Source organism: Natrinema limicola JCM 13563, assembly GCF_000337475.1.
In the GTDB taxonomy this organism is placed as follows: Archaea; Halobacteriota; Halobacteria; order Halobacteriales; family Natrialbaceae; genus Natrinema; species Natrinema limicola.
Map to the genome: position 1 here is coordinate 15485 of NZ_AOIT01000090.1, position 19880 is coordinate 35364.

General features: G+C 54.6%; 22 protein-coding genes and 1 pseudogene. 1 reads left to right on the forward strand and 22 read right to left on the reverse strand.

Annotated elements, in window-relative coordinates; all coding sequences use genetic code 11:
• Positions 1-6 precede the first annotated feature (6 nt).
• The 8 genes from C476_RS19100 to C476_RS17320 all read right to left on the reverse strand — a co-directional run bounded on the left by C476_RS19100 (position 7) and on the right by C476_RS17320 (position 3244).
• Positions 7-177 carry a hypothetical protein gene (locus C476_RS19100; protein WP_008015348.1) on the reverse strand — a complete coding sequence of 57 codons (171 nt, stop codon included), beginning with the start codon at positions 175-177 and terminating at the stop codon, positions 7-9.
• Between the two features lie 33 nt (positions 178-210).
• Positions 211-609: a type II toxin-antitoxin system death-on-curing family toxin gene (locus C476_RS18595; protein WP_008015349.1), complete on the reverse strand. Its 399-nt coding sequence runs from the start codon at positions 607-609 to the stop codon at positions 211-213.
• 30 nt (positions 610-639) lie between these two features.
• Positions 640-957, reverse strand: a complete 318-nt coding sequence (locus tag C476_RS17295; protein ID WP_049912075.1) for a hypothetical protein — start codon at positions 955-957, stop codon at positions 640-642.
• A gap of 2 nt (positions 958-959) precedes the next feature.
• Positions 960-1316, reverse strand: a complete 357-nt coding sequence (locus C476_RS17300; RefSeq protein ID WP_049912076.1) for a hypothetical protein — start codon at positions 1314-1316, stop codon at positions 960-962.
• Positions 1317-1451: 135 nt separating this feature from the next.
• The gene (locus tag C476_RS17305) at positions 1452-1898 is read right to left on the reverse strand and encodes a hypothetical protein (protein ID WP_008015356.1); all 447 of its coding nucleotides are present in this window, start codon (positions 1896-1898) and stop codon (positions 1452-1454) included.
• On the reverse strand, positions 1891-2457 hold the full coding sequence (locus tag C476_RS17310) for a DUF7342 family protein (RefSeq protein ID WP_049912077.1): 567 nt from the start codon (positions 2455-2457) through the stop codon (positions 1891-1893). Before C476_RS17310 ends, C476_RS17305 begins: the two co-directional genes overlap by 8 nt.
• 167 nt (positions 2458-2624) lie before the next feature.
• Entirely contained in the window at positions 2625-2954 is a 330-nt protein-coding gene (locus C476_RS17315; RefSeq protein ID WP_008015362.1) for a DUF7558 family protein, read from the reverse strand.
• Entirely contained in the window at positions 2954-3244 is a 291-nt protein-coding gene (locus tag C476_RS17320) for a hypothetical protein (RefSeq protein ID WP_008015364.1), read from the reverse strand. Before C476_RS17320 ends, C476_RS17315 begins: the two co-directional genes overlap by 1 nt.
• A 271-nt stretch (positions 3245-3515) precedes the next feature.
• Between C476_RS17320 and C476_RS18795 the strand changes: the two genes are divergently transcribed.
• On the forward strand, positions 3516-3668 hold the full coding sequence (locus C476_RS18795) for a hypothetical protein (protein WP_160162916.1): 153 nt from the start codon (positions 3516-3518) through the stop codon (positions 3666-3668).
• A 168-nt stretch (positions 3669-3836) separates the two neighbouring features.
• Here the strand turns inward: C476_RS18795 and C476_RS17325 are convergent, their stop codons facing one another.
• The 14 genes and pseudogenes from C476_RS17325 to C476_RS17380 all read right to left on the reverse strand — a co-directional run.
• Positions 3837-4391 carry a DUF7342 family protein gene (locus C476_RS17325; RefSeq protein ID WP_008015366.1) on the reverse strand — a complete coding sequence of 185 codons (555 nt, stop codon included), beginning with the start codon at positions 4389-4391 and terminating at the stop codon, positions 3837-3839.
• A gap of 408 nt (positions 4392-4799) precedes the next feature.
• A complete protein-coding gene (locus C476_RS17330; RefSeq protein WP_049912079.1) occupies positions 4800-5171 on the reverse strand; it encodes an HVO_A0114 family putative DNA-binding protein in 372 nt (123 codons plus the stop codon).
• A gap of 23 nt (positions 5172-5194) precedes the next feature.
• On the reverse strand, positions 5195-5500 hold the full coding sequence (locus C476_RS17335) for a toxin-antitoxin system TumE family protein (protein WP_008015370.1): 306 nt from the start codon (positions 5498-5500) through the stop codon (positions 5195-5197).
• 127 nt (positions 5501-5627) lie between these two features.
• Entirely contained in the window at positions 5628-6092 is a 465-nt protein-coding gene (locus C476_RS19890; protein ID WP_008015372.1) for a hypothetical protein, read from the reverse strand.
• A gap of 222 nt (positions 6093-6314) precedes the next feature.
• The gene (locus C476_RS18600) at positions 6315-6734 is read right to left on the reverse strand and encodes a hypothetical protein (RefSeq protein WP_152418258.1); all 420 of its coding nucleotides are present in this window, start codon (positions 6732-6734) and stop codon (positions 6315-6317) included.
• Between the two features lie 227 nt (positions 6735-6961).
• Positions 6962-7243 carry a M48 family metalloprotease gene (locus tag C476_RS19895; protein ID WP_083857115.1) on the reverse strand — a complete coding sequence of 94 codons (282 nt, stop codon included), beginning with the start codon at positions 7241-7243 and terminating at the stop codon, positions 6962-6964.
• On the reverse strand, positions 7198-7974 hold the full coding sequence (locus C476_RS19720) for a M48 family metalloprotease (RefSeq protein ID WP_449289264.1): 777 nt from the start codon (positions 7972-7974) through the stop codon (positions 7198-7200). Before C476_RS19720 ends, C476_RS19895 begins: the two co-directional genes overlap by 46 nt.
• A 109-nt stretch (positions 7975-8083) precedes the next feature.
• Entirely contained in the window at positions 8084-9385 is a 1302-nt protein-coding gene (locus tag C476_RS17350; protein ID WP_008015376.1) for a phage NrS-1 polymerase family protein, read from the reverse strand.
• A 340-nt stretch (positions 9386-9725) separates the two neighbouring features.
• Entirely contained in the window at positions 9726-12782 is a 3057-nt protein-coding gene (locus C476_RS17355) for a type IV secretory system conjugative DNA transfer family protein (protein ID WP_008015378.1), read from the reverse strand.
• The gene (locus C476_RS17360; protein WP_008015379.1) at positions 12772-13971 is read right to left on the reverse strand and encodes a hypothetical protein; all 1200 of its coding nucleotides are present in this window, start codon (positions 13969-13971) and stop codon (positions 12772-12774) included. The genes C476_RS17355 and C476_RS17360 overlap by 11 nt, the downstream gene beginning before the upstream one ends.
• Positions 13964-17353, reverse strand: a complete 3390-nt coding sequence (locus C476_RS17365) for a VirB4 family type IV secretion system protein (RefSeq protein WP_008015381.1) — start codon at positions 17351-17353, stop codon at positions 13964-13966. Before C476_RS17365 ends, C476_RS17360 begins: the two co-directional genes overlap by 8 nt.
• A gap of 5 nt (positions 17354-17358) precedes the next feature.
• Positions 17359-18567, reverse strand: a complete 1209-nt coding sequence (locus tag C476_RS17370; RefSeq protein ID WP_008015383.1) for a hypothetical protein — start codon at positions 18565-18567, stop codon at positions 17359-17361.
• Entirely contained in the window at positions 18568-19371 is an 804-nt protein-coding gene (locus tag C476_RS17375) for a hypothetical protein (protein ID WP_241430522.1), read from the reverse strand.
• Positions 19372-19433: 62 nt separating this feature from the next.
• Positions 19434-19880, reverse strand: a pseudogene (locus tag C476_RS17380) (hypothetical protein); the annotation flags it as partial.

Below are 19880 nucleotides of genomic sequence, written 5' to 3' on the forward strand. Positions count from 1 at the left end.
AACTGCTCACTCGTCTTCGAGTGCTGCGTAAATCTCCGCGTGGCGGCGTCCGTCAAGTTTCCCCATCTCGAGGGCGATTTCGTGGCGTTCCTCATCACTCTCGGCCGACTGATATCGCTCGTATAGTCGGCGGGCTTCTTCGTCGACCGTCGCCGAGGAATCGGTGCTGGACGCCATCTCTATATTGAACATACTCATTGTGTCCCTTTATCAGTTGCGACGAGCACACGCTCGGAAGTAAATCACTGCGGTATCGGTGTCGACAGCGGCTTCGTCGGTCGCAAAGCGGTGCAATAAGGCACGAACTTCGTCGCCGTATTCGAATGTGTGTCCGTTTAGCATATAAAAGACGACTACCGTTCGGAGTGCAGTTCGCTTGTTCCCGTCGACAAACGGATGATCTGCAACAAGCAGCCTCATCAGGTGGACTGCCTTCTCATGGATCGTCTGTGGGACCTCCCCGAAAAATCCCTCCGAAACGTACTGCAACGCAGATGCAACTGCATCTTCTGATCGAACCCCTGATTCCGTGTTGTCGCCTTCCTCGACAATCTGCTCGTGAAGGTCAAGGACCAAGTCAACAGAGGGATACGCGACGTCGTCAGTCACAGTCTTGGTTTTCTCATGCCTCCCGATAAGCTATTCATTTAGCTCCTCAAGGAACCAGCCGGCCGTCGTCCCAATACGAATGCCGTCGATGTTGCGCATCTCGAGGTCAGTCGTGGCGGTACGGAACGGATAGTGGTCGACGAGGACGCGACGGATAACCGTACGGACGGGTTCTGTCCCGTATCTGTCCACGGCGGTCGCCATCGCCGCGTCGAAATGCGCGTCCTGGTGGTCCTCTCGAGGGTTCTGTGCACGCTCAAACACGAGTTCAACTACCTCGTCGACCGATGCGTGATCGGGGTTTCCGGTTCGTTCACGAACGTCGTACAGGGCGTCGCCATCGGACATCGCTATTCAACCGTGGTGTCTCTGTCTGTCTCCGTGGTCGTTGGCTCAAGCCGACGCTGCCGGCGGACCTCGGCAAGAACATCTTTGAGCGTTGCCAAACTGTCGATGGTCGAGAGTTCGTCGGTGATCTCGTTGAGGAGCACGGCTCGCTTGACAACATGGGCCTCTCCCTCGGTTATCTCGATCGAGTCAATGGATACCGACCGTTCTTCATTCCATCCACACGCCCAGCAATTTCGGGTGACGGTGATTTGCTCGTTTTCGTCGGCAGCAAGCAGTGCATCCGCCACTGATGCTGAGAGCGGCTGGTTCGGCCCTACTTCTATCGTGACGGGGCCGCCACACGCAGGACACTCCATACCGATACCGAGTACCGCTGTCGTTTTCAAAATATAGGCTCTGGCTTTATGAGAATCCTGTTTAAGCCCCTAATCGGTGAACGAATGCGCTGGGGTTGAAGGGGACCGTCTTTCAACAGGTATCCCGCTTATCTCTCACTCCCAAAACGCTTCGATTCGATCGTCTAAGTCGCCGAGTACGTCCGAGAGTATATCTCGCCAGTCTTCCTCATACTCCACATCATCCCCTGGTGTCGCTGCATCTGGCGGTGGATGAAAATGTGAGCGAGTATTGTGATCGTTTGGATGGCGGTCCCACCGACACTCCCAGTGGTCTCCAGTGGCGTATTGTTCAGAGTAGTGGATATTGAAATCGTCTGTCTCGTACCAGCGAACCTGAAGATACGCACGCTCGATAGCAGTTGGAAAGTACCCCATGTCGTATTCTGCGACGACTGAACTTGGTGCGTACTCCGGCTGGAAGACGGTCTCTGAAAAGCGATTGCTTCGTTCAAGATGCTGTCCAATTTGTTCGAGAATGTCGGTATCGATGCCACCGACCTCTGGGACAGTATCGTCGTCAGGTGGCCGGCGTTCAGGCATCGACTTTGGCACCGCCACTCGAGGAATGGCCGTTCTGACGCGCTGTATCTAAGAGCTCTGCACGTTGTTTGAGCGTTTTCCACTCACTCAGTGCTTCCCACACTTCTTCAACTGACGCTTCCTCGGTGCGATCCATGAGAGACACGTCTTCCGGACTGTCAGCATCGAACTGAGCACGATACTCCTCGATTCGTTTCATCGTCTCTTTGAGCTCTTTGACGATCTCTGCCTCAGAATATTCGTCTCGGATTTGCTCAACTCTGCGCCACTGGAGATACGATTCGTTGCGTTCGTATCTCACAGGTCGTCCCGAGATCTCACGCGTCATTCCCATCGAGGTGAACCATTCAAGATAGTCCCGTGCAGTCTCAGTATCACAGTCTGCTTGCTCTGCAATTCTGGACACTTTTGTTGGAGTCCGTAACTGTAAAATAACACTGAGCAATCGTTCTCGCGTTGGGCCTCCTTTCAAGACCTCTTCAGGAGAGTCCCATTCGGTAAAATCAGGTGGACTCTCAGTTGAATCACGAATGTCGTCGGGAGTATCAGTCAAGTCCATCAGTGTTCACCTACATCCAACTAACGATGTGATCGGCCATATATCTACCGCACGCTGAATTATTTCTGCTTCGTTCAGCGAGTTACGTCGCTCTCTGTTCAGAACCATTGACGTATTTTCTTGCTCAACAGGAATTCCCAGCGTGTTCTCACATTCGCATCCAGTACTTATGCAGTCTTCACGATGTGCTCCTCGAGATCGCGCGTCCAGTAGGTAGCTGGCCCACCGGTACTACATCGCGCACACAGCTGTAGCGCCCCCTCGAGGTGACCAAGTTCAACGCGGAACCGCGTGAGCGCCGCGAGCGCGTCGACGATGAGTCCGCAGCCATCGCAGGTGCAGTGATCGAACTCGTCAGGGTCCGGCTCCGTCTGGATAGCGCAGTCGACACAGATAGGGTGAGAGACTCGCTTGTCTTTTCCCCAGGTATGTGCCTCACCGGCCTCGGTGCCGGGCAAGGCGTCGCAGAAGGCACAGCCAGCGAGCGTCTGCTGCATCACTCACCCTCCTTGTCGGCGTTGCGGGCCGCCGTCCAGCCTTGATGGAAAACAGCAAGCTGAGTGCTCGAGTCAAAAGCGGTCCCACTTGGCTCGTGGATGAACACCCGCTTGCCAGGGACCGGCGTCACCACACCGGTATCGATGAGTTCCGTAACGAGCTGTCGGGCGGTTGTCTCGCCGAGATCTGCTGTTACAACGCGAGTTGCATCCTGATCACGGGCAACGAGTCTGGCCTCGAACCGGCTGTAATCGTCTGCAGTGTCGTCAATCGGATTTGGATCAGTCATTGGAAATTCCATGACGGCTCACTGTTGAGCGCGCCTCGTGCCTCATGGCGCCAAAAATTCACTGCTGGAAGTACGGTCAGAGGGACCGTATCAGAAGGAGAATACAGAGATCAAGCAACCGTTCAATTAGGAGTAACCGGGTTCACTCTGGAATCGTCTCCTCGAGTTTTGGAGGAAGTCGCTGAAGACAGGTTTCCAGAAAGCTTAGCGGCGCTTCTGCTTCGAGATGTCCTGGTTCGTGGGTTAATTCCTTATCGGTCTCGATCTGGAAATGGGTTGTCCCAAGGTCTTCATGATCATCGTCTTTGTGCCATCCCAAGCTGACTACGTCATCAGCCCACTGAACACGCTGAACATCAATGTCGGCACGTGGCCGCCATGTGACCTCAAAGGTGGCCTGCTGCCGTGGGAATTCTTCGCCTAAGAATATCTCAGTCTCGACGTCAGCAACGACAGATCGGGGACGGAGTCGAGATGGTCGATACCGAACATCGGAAAACCCCGGTTCTTTTTCGAGTCGTTCTTTGAGGCGACGAAGTCCTTCGCGCCGAGTGAATCCTCGGCCACCAGCAAGAAAGAGTACCATCTTTCCCTAGCCCTCTTGGGGAAGCGTATCTGAACCACGATTTGCGAGACGCGGATCTGCATCAAGTCGCGTTAGTGAACTCTGAAGGCTGATCGCAAGCTGAAGTGCTTCACGTACCTGAATGTTGTATTCCCATTCTTCGATCACTTCGAGGCGCTCGCGTCGATCGTCAGCCGACAGATCCTCACGTCCAATGCTCTGTCGAAGTTTTTCGAGAGATTCAACATTATACGTTGACTTCCACGAGTCGATTTCCTCACCAATCGCACGCAGTTCATTAGTGAGTTCGTCTACTGACTGCTCTTCAGCAAGGGAACGAACTTCACGGAGGAAGTGCGTAATCTCATCGGGCTTGTAGCATGTGCCGTCAGCTGTTTCAATGGCCTCGAGCTCTCCTTGATCAGCCATTCGATCAAGGTATTTGACAGCCGTATCTCTCGAGACATCCGCCTCTTCGGCGATCCAGCCAGCATTCCGTGGTGTCGTTCGCGTCAAGGCGACATGCCTGACACGGTCTGCACTGTCCATCTCTTCTGGCCACACCTGTGATCGGTCGCTCATTGCTCTCTTTATGACCTCTTCGAACTAATAGTTTAGTGTCGGTCAGGATTATTTTGTATTCCAATGCTGGAAGTACAGTCAAGTCGAAGACACTGCGTGATGCGTATGGAGTCAGTGATCGATATTCAACAGCGGGCTGGAGTACTGACGGCTGGGGATTACCTCTTGCTGGTCCGGCGACCTGTTCGCAGTTGCCACGTCGGCTTCACCCTGAACGTATCTGGTTCTTCAACAGGATGGGTATGACTCTGATTCGTCGCCAGTGACGTAGGCTGTGCGAGGCGGTTGATCAGTTCATCACGTACGTCCGTCGACTACGTGTAGCGAGAACAGAGAGCGAAGGATTCGTTTCCAGATGGCCAAGAACAGGATCTTTCAGGGTGCTGCCGCACCGACACTCCCGTTCGATCATGCAAACGGGATATCAATTTCAAGACCGTCGTAGGCCAGTTTCGGTTTCTTTGCCTGACCAGGCCCGCCATTTTCAAACTCAATGACGCCGATGTCTTCGAGTTCGGAAAGGTTCCGATGGACCTGTTTGTAGTCTCGCTCCACCAGGTCAGCGGCTTCGCGGATGCTCTCGGGCTGGTGTTTGGAGATTGCTTCCAACAGTTCTAGATTCTTTGGGCTAAGAAGGCGACTGAGTTCTGCATACGATCCGAAGTTCAACACCGGCTGGGCATCGTCAAGGTCTTCACCCTCTTGGGCAGCCTTGATGCGGCTACGCGTGCGCTGGTTGAGGCGATCACGTTCACCGACGGTGACTTTGAGCGTGGGCATGGTGTATACCTCCTGGAGACGTCCTACTCCGACCATTTCCATGAGACAGGCGACATCTCCTCGGTTTCGCGTTGAAAGCGATCATAGAGCGTCAACATCCCGGGGAATTCGATGATTTCAACACCGTTTCGGGTGTGACGCTCATGGCCTTTCGTCTGTTCATGGGCGTTGTCGTATCGAAGGATGGTGTCGCCGCCGACTTCCCCGTGGTGGAGGCTGTAGTCCCACCCACACGGGTACTTCTTATCCTCCGTCTGCCGGATGGTCACATCGATGACGTATCCATCTTCGACATCCTGCCAATCTTCAATGGTAGTGTAGGACGCCATCCGTCATCTTATGTGATGGCCTCCATAGGCATAAATCTATGGACTTCATAACATAGGTGTGTGGTTTGCTTCTTTGCAAGAGCATGAGCCGCTTGACCAACCTGATTCAGAGACATTGAGAACGAGTTCACCTCTCGCTGGTCCGTCGACCTGTTCGCAGTTGCCACGTCGGCTTCACCCGGAACGTATCTGGTTCCTCAACAGGAAGAGTATGACTCTGATTCGTCGCCAGTGACGTGGGCCGTGCGAGGCGGTTGATCAGTTCATCACGGACGTCCTGCCGAGACATCGTCTGTTCGTGCCAGCCGAGCCGTTCGTCGTAATGGCGCTTCCTGAAGAGCTGGCCGGTCGTCTCGGCGACGGTGTACTGAGTTCGTTTGACTCCCCAGACGTTCGACGATCGATACTCGGCACCGACGTCTGCATGCGTGAGTTCAACGAGAACACACTCGACGAACGAAATGAGTGACTCTCGACTCCGGTCGTTCGGAACCCATAACTCGAGGCCGGACCTGGGTGGTTCTGTGGGCTGTCGGTGGGTTGGTGCTCGATCAATACCACGGTCTCGTGGGTGCTGTCGCTCAGAAGTCATTCGCTATCTCGGGGCAGTTCGACCGCCCCGCACCCATCTCGGGGCGAAAAAATACTCCAGTAGGATAGTTTTAGAAGACGTAGCTCTGTTGAAATCCTATTCTTTAGATATTCATTCCCGTGGAACCACTGCGAACTACAGGTGCTTATTGACCGCTAGTCGCTCTATCAAAGTTGAGTGATGTCCGCGGTGCCGTGCTTAATACAAGGTGTAAGGCTATTACTATGTTCTGCGTGCCGAAGCTCTTGATACGGCAAAACCTACGCCAACAAGGAATAGGACACCTCCAACTAGTATGCTATAAATAATATCCGTAGCTACATGATGTTGAATGATAATATTCGTCCGATAATAGAATGGTAGTAAGATATAGAAAATGCCACTGAGGAGTCCAACTGCTTGTGAAACGCGTGACTTCGGGTTTTGAGCTATTAGCATGACCGTCAGTAACAAAGGGAGTAATGTGAGTACATCTGCTAAAAGATATTCCTGCCTAAACGCCTCGCTCTGACGCCAGAACATGACATCCACGATTGGACCTTCACGATTGGGGTCTTCAATTGCCCAAGGTGATAGGTATCCCACGACGACAAATAACCCGCCAGCGGCTACTATCGCCTGACTGATTTTAGAAGACTTCATAGGTTGGATTATGTATGAATGTATTAAATGTCTTTTGTAGATGTGAACAGGAGACAGATCGGTTATAGGAGTTTAGATGTGAACGATACACCCACTGTACTTACCGCAGAGGGTTCTGAACCTATCACTACCTGCGGGTTTCAGCAGAGCCGAATACGTGCAGCGGGAGAAGTCTAACCGAGTTAGCCGAGTGCTACGGAGATTCCATCGAACCGCACCAGAACTAGTCAGTCAGCGTTCCGACTCAGTCGCTTAATATGTGCAATTCGGTCGTCTATCGGAGGATGTGTAGACAATATACGTGTCCAGTAGTGGCGGATTCGGCGTATAGCTCTCTCGTAGAGCCTTCCTGAGGATTGTTCATTAGTCTCTGTAATCTTGACGTCTCTGAGTGCGCGTAACCCATTGGCAACTTGGTGTGGATCATCGAGAAGCTCGGCTGCGTATCTATCTGCCCGATACTCTAGCTGTCGACGAGCCCATACAAAGACAACTCGTCCAACGAGCACTGCGCTNTCAGCACTACCGTCCCAACCAAGGAGACAACTGCATGGTTTTCGTCGACGTGCCCCAGCTCATGAGCTGCAATCATTGCGATGCATTTGTTGTCAAGTGCTTCAAATGAGTGCTCGTTGATTAGAATGACTTTGTGAGTTGGAAAGACGCCGGCAGCAAGACCGTTGATCGTCTGCCCGAACTCGCCAGTAACCACTCGAAATGCAACGTCTTGATCGGCACCTATCTCACATGCAGCGCGTTCTCGATCGTTCAANATCGTCTGCCCGAACTCGCCAGTAACCACTCGAAATGCAACGTCTTGATCGGCACCTATCTCACATGCAGCGCGTTCTCGATCGTTCAAGGGTCGTGTTGCGACATGATTCCGAAAGAATGTACCCGACATCGACACCATTCCTGCAAGAAGGAGTACTGCAACAACAAGCTCGAGTAGTGATTCTCCAAAGATGAGCAGTTCGCCAGCAGCGAGCGATACGAGAACGCTGAATCCGACGACTGCAATCCGTGTAATCGCATCCACACGAGAGCTCTCTTCATCGAGAATACGCTGCACTTCTGCCAGCACATGTTGTGCTGAGTAAACGACATAGTGTACGAAAGCAGATNATCTGACATAGAGTGTACAACCGAGAAATACAGCTACCGAGAGCAGTATCCACGGTATCAGCTCGGCTGCTGATCTGCGCAGTGAATTCCAGTGGTTCGTCATTGAATCAGGCATGTGTTCGAGGAAACCAAATCTCGCTCGGTTGGAACATTGGTTTGTTTTCAGTTCACCTTTGCAAGTTGACTCACTTTGCGAAGTGGGAGCCAAATAGAGAGCATCAGAGCTATTCCTTTCTTCTACCGACGAACCGCTTTGCACGAGTCCAGAGCGAATCGTGATCGGGAGACGAATCAATGTCTGCCTCGCGTTTTGAACGCTGATCGTGCTGCTCAAGTCGTTCTTCACAAGCTGTCAGTCGATCGCGAAGCGTTCGATTGGTCGTTTCGAGTGCCTCGATACGCTCGTTCTTTTGCTGGAGCGTCGCCTCGAGGTCAGACACACGCTCGCTCAATAGCTGATTTTTCTCGGCTAGATACGCTGCCCGTGTCCCTTCAGACCCACCAATGGTCTGCTCAGTTGCCGATGACGGTCCATCTTGAGCGGGTTCCTGTATAGTCGTCTGTCCTTGCTTCCCGGTCTGCTTCACACGCGACGCCTCGCTGCTCGATGGATCATAGACATCGTCTGTGTTCGCGATTGCTCGCTCGATGGTCTTCTCACCGTACGTAGAGCCGTCTGCGTAGTGGACTTCGTCCCATTTGTCTCGGAGCAGTCCCGATTGGCGGAAGAGCCGGTCCATCTGCTGCTGATCTCCTCCAGTCCAGAACGCCAGCAGACAACATAGTGCCATGTCCGCTTCTGACTGACTCTCGTAGCCGGCAGTCGAGCCACGCCACAACCGCTCGAATTTCTCGCCATTCGATGCATTCCGTGCTCGCTCGAGCAGTTCTTCATCCTCAAGCGTCACGCTCTGGCTGGTTTCATGCGTCGAAGCCTGCTGTATTCCTACTTTGGTCTCGCTGTGAGATGGCTCAGTCTCGGCGATGTATTCGACATATACGCTCTCGAGTGCAGCAGGTCGCTCCATCACCTGTGACGGTGTCGTCTCGACACGATCACCAGTCACTGTAAAAAACCGTGCTGTCTCATACATCTCGACGGATCCGCGTCGACTCCGGTCTCCAGGCAGTGACCCACGGACGATAACGTGATAGCCAGTCCCCGACGGTGAGACCTCTGTAAACGACTCGAGTTCGAGGATGATTTCTCGAGCATCTGTTCCCGGAGATCCGGTCTCTGGATCACGACAGTCATCGAGGTCAATGCCGACAAATGGATCATCGTCTGTGAAGACGAATCCGACCCCAGCCGCTTCGCCACGCTCAAAATACTCGAGTGCTTCATCGAAGGGCCGCCATGTCTGTGGGTCAGTTGCTGAGGCATACTCGCCAGTCCCGGGAACAATTGGGACCTTCGTTGCTTTCCCGTCACGATCCTTGACACGCCAGCAGATCCACTGGTCGTACTCCTGGAGAGTCTCAGGAATGCCGCTCGTGTCGATTGAATGTGTCTGCTTCTCTTTCATGTATTCCACCACCACCGTAGCGCCGTGCTACTGTGCTGCCAGCACATTATCAGCTGCACGATAGATTCCCAATAGTTCTCCCACCCTGCTTTACCATGTTTTGCGGCGGCAACCCTCTCTATACTAGTTGGTTTTTGCCCCTCATTTACCCTGGACAGTAACGCCGTCTTGCGATTTTTACCCTGGACACCGAGATGGGCACGTATCTTGGACAGAGATTTACCCTGGACAGTTCGATCCAAACTGCACGGAGAGCGTTTCAAGCGCGGTTTTATCGAGGTATTCTGATTCGAAAATACCCTGGACACGAGCTGATTTTGAAACGCAGACAAATCACTCATCATTCTGATTGATTCACCTCTTCAAGAAGACGGACACCAGCATCGGTCAGTTCAATTCCAGTATGAACAGTGATACGTTTTCCATCTTTCCGCCGCCGGTCGCTACCAATCTCGAGATGGCCACTCAGTTTTCGTCCAAACCAGACATCGTTAGTGTAGTCGAGATCATGTCTCTCCGCCCACGCGACATAGGCCTGATAGAGATCTTTCTTCGGGACCGAGCCCTCGGTATCGGCAGTAAGGAACTGATCGACGAAGACAGCAACACCATCTCCGTCAGGATCCAACTCGGGAGCGCCATCAGCCGTCTGCTGATCTTGGTCAGGTGCTGGCGAGGTGTCCGTGTCCTCTTGTAGAGACGCTTGATCGGCTTCCAAGAGTCTCTCAATCTCGTCTGACAGGGGCGCAGTTTCACCTTCCACATAGAGTTGTGGTGGTGCGTCTTCTGGCAGGATCACCACGCCATAGCTGGCTCGGTCGTATTCTGGATCCGGTAGATCAATTTCAGGAACAAAGGGACGCTTGATTGGCGTCCAGTCTGCCTCGAACGCATCTAACGTATCGTAGACATGGATGTCACCCTGCTCATAGACCGTGTACTGATCCGTCTCACGGTCATAGCTATAGTATGCTGGCACAGTATCCTTCGAGAGTGTGACCGACGATGCCGTTCGAATGAATTCTGTGTCGCCGTCCGAAAGGACACGCTCACCGCCATCACGTGTCCAGACCGTTCGTGCTGACTCACCAGTAGCTGGTCGAACAGCCGTCACACCCCCACGGGCCGTCGCTCCATCGCCAAACGTGACGTGTTCGTCCATATTGTAGAGTTTCTCTGTGCCATCTGCCATTTCCCGGACTGGCGACGCAAGAATACTCTCGAGCCGGGCTGCCGCGTGAGTAACCCTCTCGTCTCCCGGCCGCACGACAAACAGGGGAATCCGGTCGTCCTCTTGAGCACGTTTGAGATTCTGCAGGACTTTCGCTGGCCGCTCAGGTGTCGTTGTTTCAGCTTCAAGAGCAAACTCACCGTCGTAATCAGGATGTGTGGCCGTCCCATCAGGCTGTTCACTCCCATCTTGTTTGTAGATGTCAACAGTGAAGCCAAGCTTCGTCAGCGCTGCTTCGAGATCGAAGAGAAGGGCATCGTGTTCCGAGCCACCTGCAGAGCGCACATCACCAGTCTCAGGTGTAGCAACGTCTTCGCCCTCGTCAGTGAGTCGAACGACGACCGTCTCATTGTTGGCACTGAGATCGACATCAATCAATGGCGACTCCTGACGCACATCAGGGAGTTCCTCGGTTGCAGTATCTGGAGTGAGGGCTTCAGCGGTATCACTCTCGAGACGATCAATTACCTCGGCATCGACGTCGGTCACGGGAACCCAGCCGTTCTGGTCGCGAACATCCTCACGTAATTGGACGGTACGAACTGCCTCGGCCATCAGCCGATCAACAATGAGTTCGTCAGAACTTGCTGCCTCATTGTACTCGCGATAGATAAGATTGCGGAGGATCTCGCTATCTGTCAGCGGATCAGTCCCATACCGCTCGAGACTTTGTTCGATGATGTCATCGACGTCGTCTGTCCCACGGAGAGGCGGATATGGTGGAAACGTCCGAATCAAGACGGGTTCGGAGTATCGCCCTCCCGAGAGAGGAATCCGCGTCCACACTTTGAACTGGTCGGTCGTGATGAGGTCTTCTGCGGTGTAGTCGCGGAACCGTTTCATCAATAGTTCGGCGTCATCACTGTCGTTAACCGAGAACGTGAGGAGGTTGTCACAGTTGTTCTGCATCGCTTTCAGCGTGTCCTCGTCAAACTGCGACGGATACTGCGAGGCAAGCGTCACGGAGAGACGCATCGATCGGGCTCGAGCCAGCATTGACTCGATGTCGAGATTGTCACTGGCGATATCATCGAACTCGTCACAGAGGACGAAGTAGGGATCCGGCGTCGTATCCAACTCATATGACCGCCGCTGAATAGCACTCCAGAGATTCCGCATCACGCCGAGCGTGACCATCTTCTTGATGTCCGTATTCTCGACGGGCGTTCGGACGATGACGATTCGGTCGTTGTCGATGATGTCTCGGAAATCGATCGTACTCTCACGATGGGCAATGATCCGACGAATCACCGAATTCTCGACCCACGATTTGATCCGTTTCAGGAGGGGACGGATCGTCTCCTCTTCCATATTCGCGATCTCGAGGCAGAACTCCCTGATGTAGGGATCCTCGACGTCAAGGGCGAAGTCTTCGCGCCGCTCGGCGTTGAGCAACGTGAAGTACATATCGATGATCGAGAACGGCTTTTCCGATTTCATCATCGCTCGGGCCATCGACTCGGTGATCGCCTCCATGTTGATGCCCCAGTAATCGGAAGTGTCGAAGACCGCCTTCAGGTTCTCGACCCGGTTTTCGATCTCGTTCTCGAGTTCCTCGAGCGTCTCACACTCGGGCACCTCAAGGAAGTTCATTCCGACCGTCTTCTCGTGGGTGGTCGAACCGGGTTCGATCCAAACCACGTCCTTGAGACGATGTTTGGGGAGCATCCGGAGGAGCTCTCGAGAGTCACGACCCTTCGGGTCGAAATACGTGAAGCCGTAGCCGGAGTAGGCCCACTGAACCATCATATTCAGGAGCTCGGTCGTCTTTCCGTAGCCGGTCGTTCCGGCGATCCAGGTGTGCCGAAAGAGCGACTCGAATCGGAGCGGTGCCTCACGAAACCCAGTCTGGGGGTCCTCTGAGTAGCCGATCCAGAGTGGGGCTGGTGCATTGTACATCCCGGCTTCGAACATTTCTCGGATGAACGGGCCTGCAACTGTCCCCTCGTCGGCGGTTTCCGTGATAACCTTCTTTCCGCCAATACGAGTCGTGTTCTGTTCGACGATATCGTATTGTTCACCCTCATCGGGATCGGGTTGCTGGTGGGTCGACGATTCAGCAGTCGTGTTTTCTTCCGGCTGTTCATCGCCTCCAGCAGCGTGCTCATCTTGGTGGTCGCCGCTGGAAGCCTCGTCATCAGATCCAAAGAAGCGATCAAGCACCATCGAATCCCTCCTGCTCTCGAGTTGGTTCTTCAAAACTGACTGCTGTCTCGTTCGGAACGCCAGGAGCCTTCCCATCTGCCGGTGAGTCGTCAGGTGATTCGTCAGCTGCGTATCGACTCCCATCTGCTGGCAGCCGATCGCCACGCTGTGTGTACCGCCAGTCGATCTTTGGCGTCTCAATCTCCGAATTGGGGATGTGTGCGACGCCGGCGAGTTCGTCGACGGTCATAATCATGTGCCGGTCGATCCACTCACGGTCACACATCCGCTGGACGAACTGCCGAAGCCGCGTTGCGCGTTTGCTCTCTCGACGATGCCAAACAGGATTGTCGTTAAGGCCCTGCTCAGTGATCGCGTTGTAATACTTCCTGAACATCCCCGCGACGCCACGAGCACGGGCCTCAGCCTCGTCTTGTTCGCTCGAGGCAGCAAGCACGCGAATGTTCACGTGGAAGGCCTGTTGGCCACGTTGCTGTTCGATGGTTTTCGCAGCCTGTTTGTCCTTCTCAGTCGGCGGTCGCGTGCGGGGATTGAGCCAGCCGACGGATGTCCCCTGACGAAGCGCGTGCGCGAGTTCGTCAACGCTATTGTGCTTGAACCGGTCGCCGTCGGTCCACGACTGTTTCGCAGGTCGGAAAATGACCTGCGTAACGACGGTACTCTCGTCAAGCGACAGCATCTCGCTCGTAATCTCGCCATAGGGATCCGTCTCGAAGCCCTCACTGTTGTGATGGCGAATCGGATAGTAGGGGATCTTCTCCATCTCGAGCCACGCGCCGGCGACATACTCGTCAGCGTCGATGACGGGGAACGCATAGCCCTCCTCGACCGGGAAAACCTCACTGTTGGCGTAGTTGTTCCCAACACGCCGTCTGAACTTGTCCGCAGCTGCCTCGGTGGCAGCGTGCATGTAGAACTTGATCTTCCCTTCGTCGAACCAGACCTCGAAGGAGTGATGATCACTCATATTCTTCCCACGGAAGTTCGTCGTCACATCGTGGACCGACTGGAGGACACCAGCCCCGTCCGCGATACCGTTGTTCTCTTTGTAAGGGCGGATCCGAAGCAGTGTGCCTGGCGTATCCGCTTGGTGTTGGACGAACGAATCGTGCTCTCCGAAGTTGAGTTGCGTCGCCTCGTACTGTGGCGACGAACCCAGAATTGTCTTGATTTGGTTGAACCTAGTCATGGTCTTGGGTGTCAGACTCCGTTTCAGTCGTATCCTGTGCAGTAGCTGATTCTCCACCATCAGGCCGAACAGACGATTTCTCACTGTCTGCCTCGAGGGAATGCTCGACGACCGCATCGAGAACCTCCTCTTTCGTGAGATCTGCCTCGAGAAGCCGACTGGCCGCATCTGCGCTGAGATCGAGACGGGTTGCAAGCGCGTTGCGCTGGGCTTCGTTCTCGACGAACTCTTCGAAGGCGAGCAACTCCGCTGGCTCGTCGCGAATCGCCTGCTCGATGAAGGCCTGGTCCTCGGGCTCGTAGTCGATAACCCGTTTCTCGAAGTCGTCAGCGACGATATGCAGCGGGTACGTTCCGTGTTCTTCGACGCGAACGAGTGCCTGACTATAGCCGAGATCTTCGTTCCCGGCATCGGCACCCCTGACGTACCGTCGCTGCTCTTCGGTTAGCCCGATTTTGTCCGCTGTCCGATCACCCAGTTCGGGGAGCTTGTGGAGGACCTTGATCGGACACATGCCGATGATCTTCTCTGCCTGCTCGGTTTCGTAGAATTCCTGGGCCGTCTGAGAAAGCAGCACCATCCGAAGCCCTGCATGGCGTTGGTGCCGGAACGCTGTCTCGAGGAAATCGAGGTTGGCCTGATCCTCGAAGAGGTAGTGGGCTTCGTCAATGGCGAGTTCAACGTTTCGCTGAGTGTTTTTCGCCTGCTGGTAGATCGTCGACAGCAACAGTTGCATCAGGAACGTCTGGCGATCGATCCCCGACGCGCTGCCTTCGATCTGACCGAGGTCGATATAGACGACCTTGTTGTTGCCCTCGAGGATATCGATCTCGGAGTGATGTGAGAGGTTTTCGTAGGAGCCCCCCTCACGGAATGGCTGGAACGCAATCGCGAGGTCATNGTGATGTGAGAGGTTTTCGTAGGAGCCCCCCTCACGGAATGGCTGGAACGCAATCGCGAGGTCATCTGCATACTGTACGGCACGCTCGCTAGCGGAGTCAGATTTCGCGATGTTGTGATCGTCCGGATTCTCAGCGATATCACAGAGGATCCGATGGACGTCCTGCATCGTCGGTGAATTCGCCGACGTGTGCGTCGAGACGTCGTCTTCAACGATCCCTGCTTGCCGGTAGGCTTCATCGATGACATACGAGAGGACGCCTGTCTCGGTTCCGAGTTCGATATCGCGAGCGTCGAGGAAGTTCTCGAGGACGGCGTAGACCTCGTCTTTCTTCGCCGAAAGGGGAGAGATCCCGTCACCGGAATCAAGAACGTTCTGGGGCGTCTCGCGGATCTCGAGTGGGTTGAGCTTCGTATCACCACCGACGGTGATCGTCTTTGCGTTCAGCGCATCTGCGATCCCGCGGAAGCCACCAACTGGATCGACGAGAACCAGCATCGTGTCGGTGCGGCGTTTCATCATCCGAAGGTGGCGCATGATGTCGCCGAACGTCTTCCCAGCACCCGGCATCCCGACGACGAGTTCACTGTGGCCCGTCTCGAGCGCCCATGGGTTGATCCGGATTGGGGAACCATTGTGGCCATGATAGCCGTATTCGATACCCTCGTCCATCATCAGGTAGTTCGACGAGAACGGGAACATCGCGCCGACAGCTTGGTTCGTCAGCGTCGACATGCGGTCACGGCCAAGTTCGTTCGCGCCAAGCGGCGACACTGTCGCGAGTCCACGTTCCTGCCAGCGACTTGCGACCTTGAGCGTACAGTTCGCTGGCGCATCCTTGATGATCGACCGCAGGCGCGTCGTCTGATTATCGAGTTCCTGTTGACTATCAGCGGCGAGGCGAATGAACACACCACCGCGATAGAACGACGCTTTGTTCGCACGGACGAGCGACCGCATGTACTTCGCCTGATCGATGTCTTCCTGGAGATCCTCGGATTTGAGACTGTTCGAGTCGTGCTGGTTGATCTTCAAATCTGAGATCCAGTCAGCCATCATATCCTGAGCCGACTGGCTGTCGAACGGATCGAGGTGGATACTGATGTCAGTCTGCAACTCCGTGTCGAGCAACAGCCGCTCGAGGAGGCCATCTGGCGGTTCCTCAGGGAACTGTTCGATCCAGAACGTGCGAACGTACGTCTCGTCGTTGATGACGGCGTAAGTCGTCTCCCAGTCGACCGTCGACGGCGCAATTACCGACTGGTGCATCGTCGACGTATCTGGTAACCGATCGTCAGTTCTGGCTGGCGAGTCGTCGACAGCATCTTCGTCGATAGTGTCCTCCTCCCGATCGCTCGAGGCCGTGCCTGGCGGGCTATCACTGTCGTGCTCAGCCATCGCATCGAGGACGTCGTCAGGATCGGGCGTTGCTGGGACACCGTCGCTTATCCCGTGGGAGACGACCGGGAACGTCCCGAGTGCGTTCGTGATATCGGCGTACTCTTCGGGATGGCACGTCCAGTACTCCTTCGTGATCCGAGCGAGGTCGTAGGCATCAACAGGACTGACCGAACACCGATAGAGCGACGACCCACCACGGCGGAGTTGTGTGAGTCGTGACTCGAGGTGTTCTTCTTTGAATTGCTCTCGCTCGGCGTCGGTCAGATCGTCGGTTTGGAATCGACTGAAGAGCCGTCCAACAGCAGGAAGGTCAGCAAGATAGGCGAGGACACTGTCGTCCGTTTTATCGAAGTGTTCGATATCCTCGTCGTTCACCGCGGTAATAAGGTAGTACTCGCGGATCGTGGTCGTCTCCGAGTCGATTTCGCCGTTGTCAGTCGTATTCGCTCCAACGTACTCCTCGAGCAGCCGTTTCAACACAGGACGTGAGCGAACGTCGGCATCAGCGAGTCGATCCTGGTGTGCACGGATGGTCTCGTCGTCATCGACCTCGCGGCTAGTGACGTAGATCTTCACTGGAAAGTCGATAGTCGAGTTGGCGAACTCCGAGAGCGACTGGACAGCCTTCGCCCACGCATCATCGTCCTCGAGGGCCATGTTCGCCGGCTCGACTTTCATCGCCCCAACGAGTGCGCCATCCGTTCGTTCGATGGCATGCGGATACACTCGCTGGAGGCGAGTCAGATACCGGACCTCACTGTTGTCTTCGCCACCGTGCGTGTATTTCTTGTTCTTGATCGCCCAGCTAAGACGGGCAGCGAGCCACTCAGTCAGCCACAGATATCGGGGCTTGACCTTGTGGAGCAAGAACAGCACCGTCACGAGCATGAGCCCGAATCCTAGAACTGGGATCGTCAGTGCTGCTGGGACGAACGTCGCTGCAACGACCGTGACGAACGCCACTGCGAGAAACAGCAGGAGCTCGCCAATAGTGTAGCCCCGGAAGAAGGCCGTTGTGCCACCCAGCGACTGATGGATCTTTCGCGCGGTATAGTCGTGATCAGAGGTGTTCGTACTCATCGAACTCACCACCGTGAGACCTTCTCCTTCGTGTTTTTGAGCCCACGCTTGGCTCGAGTCGATGCGTTCTGCGTCGCTTTGCGAGCGTCATCAGCGGCCTTATCACGCATCCGCCCAGTCCTCGACTTCCGCAAGTTGTTGTAGCGGCCGGCGTGTTCCTTCGTCGAGCGGGCCGAAGAGCCGAGCTTGTATGCTTTCGAGTCTCCACTACCGAGTGTCGTCTGGCCACTTTTCGTGACGGATCCAAGCTGGTTATCTGCGTATCCACGGTGGACGTTTCGAGCACCACGGACCGCTTTTCCAGAAGTGCGCTTTGCCTTTGCAGCGCCAGCTTTGGCCGCTGCAGGATTCGTCGTAGATGCTCCTTTCTGGGCGATCGTCCGCATCGCTGGGCTACTCCAGTAGACCGTCATGACCATCGCGATGATCGCTGCAGGGATCAGCGTCAATCCAATAAACAAGGAGAACAACCCATCAACGGTGCTTTCGAGGCCACCGACTTCCCATCCGATCCGAAAGAGGATCGCTGGCGGTACCCCTGAAATCACTAATCCAGGATAGATTCCCGCGACCCGACGTGCCATGTTTGCTGCTGGACTGAACGGCCACACCTCCATCGACCAAAGGACGCCCAGTAACGGCATGAGAGGAGTTAATACAGAAAGAGCAATCCAGCGGAGAGCAACAACGAACCCAGCAACAACCAAGAAGAAGTTCGATATGACGACCATTGCCAGAATAGTGAACGTGCCTCCGAGAGAAGATTGAATAAGACCGCCGAGTCCTGCAGACATCTCATCGATCGGAGCGATTGTCATACCCACCGCGTCGATGAACTGCAGCGGGATCGATACCAATGGGAACCAGACGAAAGTACCTATGAATACAAGCCCAAGCCGTCGCAAGAGCTGTTTTCGACGGTACTCGCTCATTGAGCCTGCTCGGAGGCCGACAAACGCAAAGGCGATAACCATCATCATGATTGCTAGCGGCATGATGTACGCCAGATACACGTCCTGATACAGACTTTCCCATGGCTGATTATCAGGAGTTCTAACGACCATATACCCCGAATCCGATTTTGGGGTGGGAACGCCGACTATTGGTTCTAATATTGTTTCATGAATGTCATTCACAAGACGTAGGAGTGCATCGGTGAAATCCTCAATGACATTCTTAATCGCGTTCTCAACCTCTTCTTGCAACCATGCCATTCAATTCTCACCTCCATTGGACATTGGCGCATCTGAATCATCTTCCACAATCGAAAGTTCACATGACTGAGATCCGCCATACCTAATTTGCTGAGAATAGGACGGATCTTTCCCAACCTGTACAACAGCTGTTACGACCATCGGTTCTGTCCCCAATTGTCCACAGTCAAGTGATCCAAGCGCGTTCTCCGTTCGATAGACTGGTCGTTTTGAGTAGACGGTTGTTTCTCCCGGTGGGAGACGTGTCTCGTGATAGTACGACTGCGATTCCTTAGATTGCAATCGGGCAACAGGTGCCCCTGCCCACTCGAGTTCAGTAAGTAACGACGGAATCGTCCCTGTATTCTCGATCACAACCGCTGCATACGTCTCCCAATTAGGCGAATTCTTGTCCCACTCCATATCGGGATTCTCTGCAGCCCACAGCACATCCGTAATCGTACACTCCGCCTCGAGCGTGAGTGTCGTCGTATCGACCTGCTCGTCTCCATCGAGGGCAACCAGTTCGTAGTCCCCAGTGGGCACACTGTCCTCATAGCGACCGAGAATTTCGAACGATGTCGTGGTCTCACCGCTTGCGAGACGCTGTTGGTCGAACAACTCGCCGTTCGGATCGATGAGGTTGATAAACTCAACTGACGCATCATCAGCAACCTCGATCTCGAGGGTTGCGTCACCTATCTCGACAGAAGTGAAGACGTCACTCCCTTCTGCACTAATCCCGCCGCCATCCGTACTGTTACTGGTGTTCGATGGGTCTGTGGACGTCCCCGACGTACAGCCGGCAAGGGCGGCGGTACTCACACCAAGGCTAGCAAGGACTGCTCGGCGAGCGATACCACTGTCGTCTCGATTGGTATTTTCTGTCATGGATTTTCTCGTAGTCCAAGGACCGCACCGCCAGTCAGGTAGTCAAAGCCGTAGACAGCCAGCGCAACCGGGAGGGACCAGAGCAGCGTCACGAGGAACAGCTGGACAAGCTTCTGGAACGTGGGGTAGTTCGGGGGAACCGTCGCCCGATCCTCCGCTGCGGAGTACAGCTGGTCTGCACGCCACCAGTCTGCGGGAACGTACTGGCCATCGATGAGCGACGACGTCCGCTTCTCGAGTTCAAGGACAGCCATTCCGCTCGCGTTCAGCGCAGCCGATTGATTGCCGATTTCGACTCGCCCAGTCGTGACCGGATCATCGGTCGTTGTCTCCGTGACGGTTGCCTGAACGAGCGTTCCCGACGAATTCGACTCGAGAACGGTCAACTCGAGAGTTGTGTCACGAACGGTTCCGTTGTCGGTGACCGAAATCGTCTCTGACTG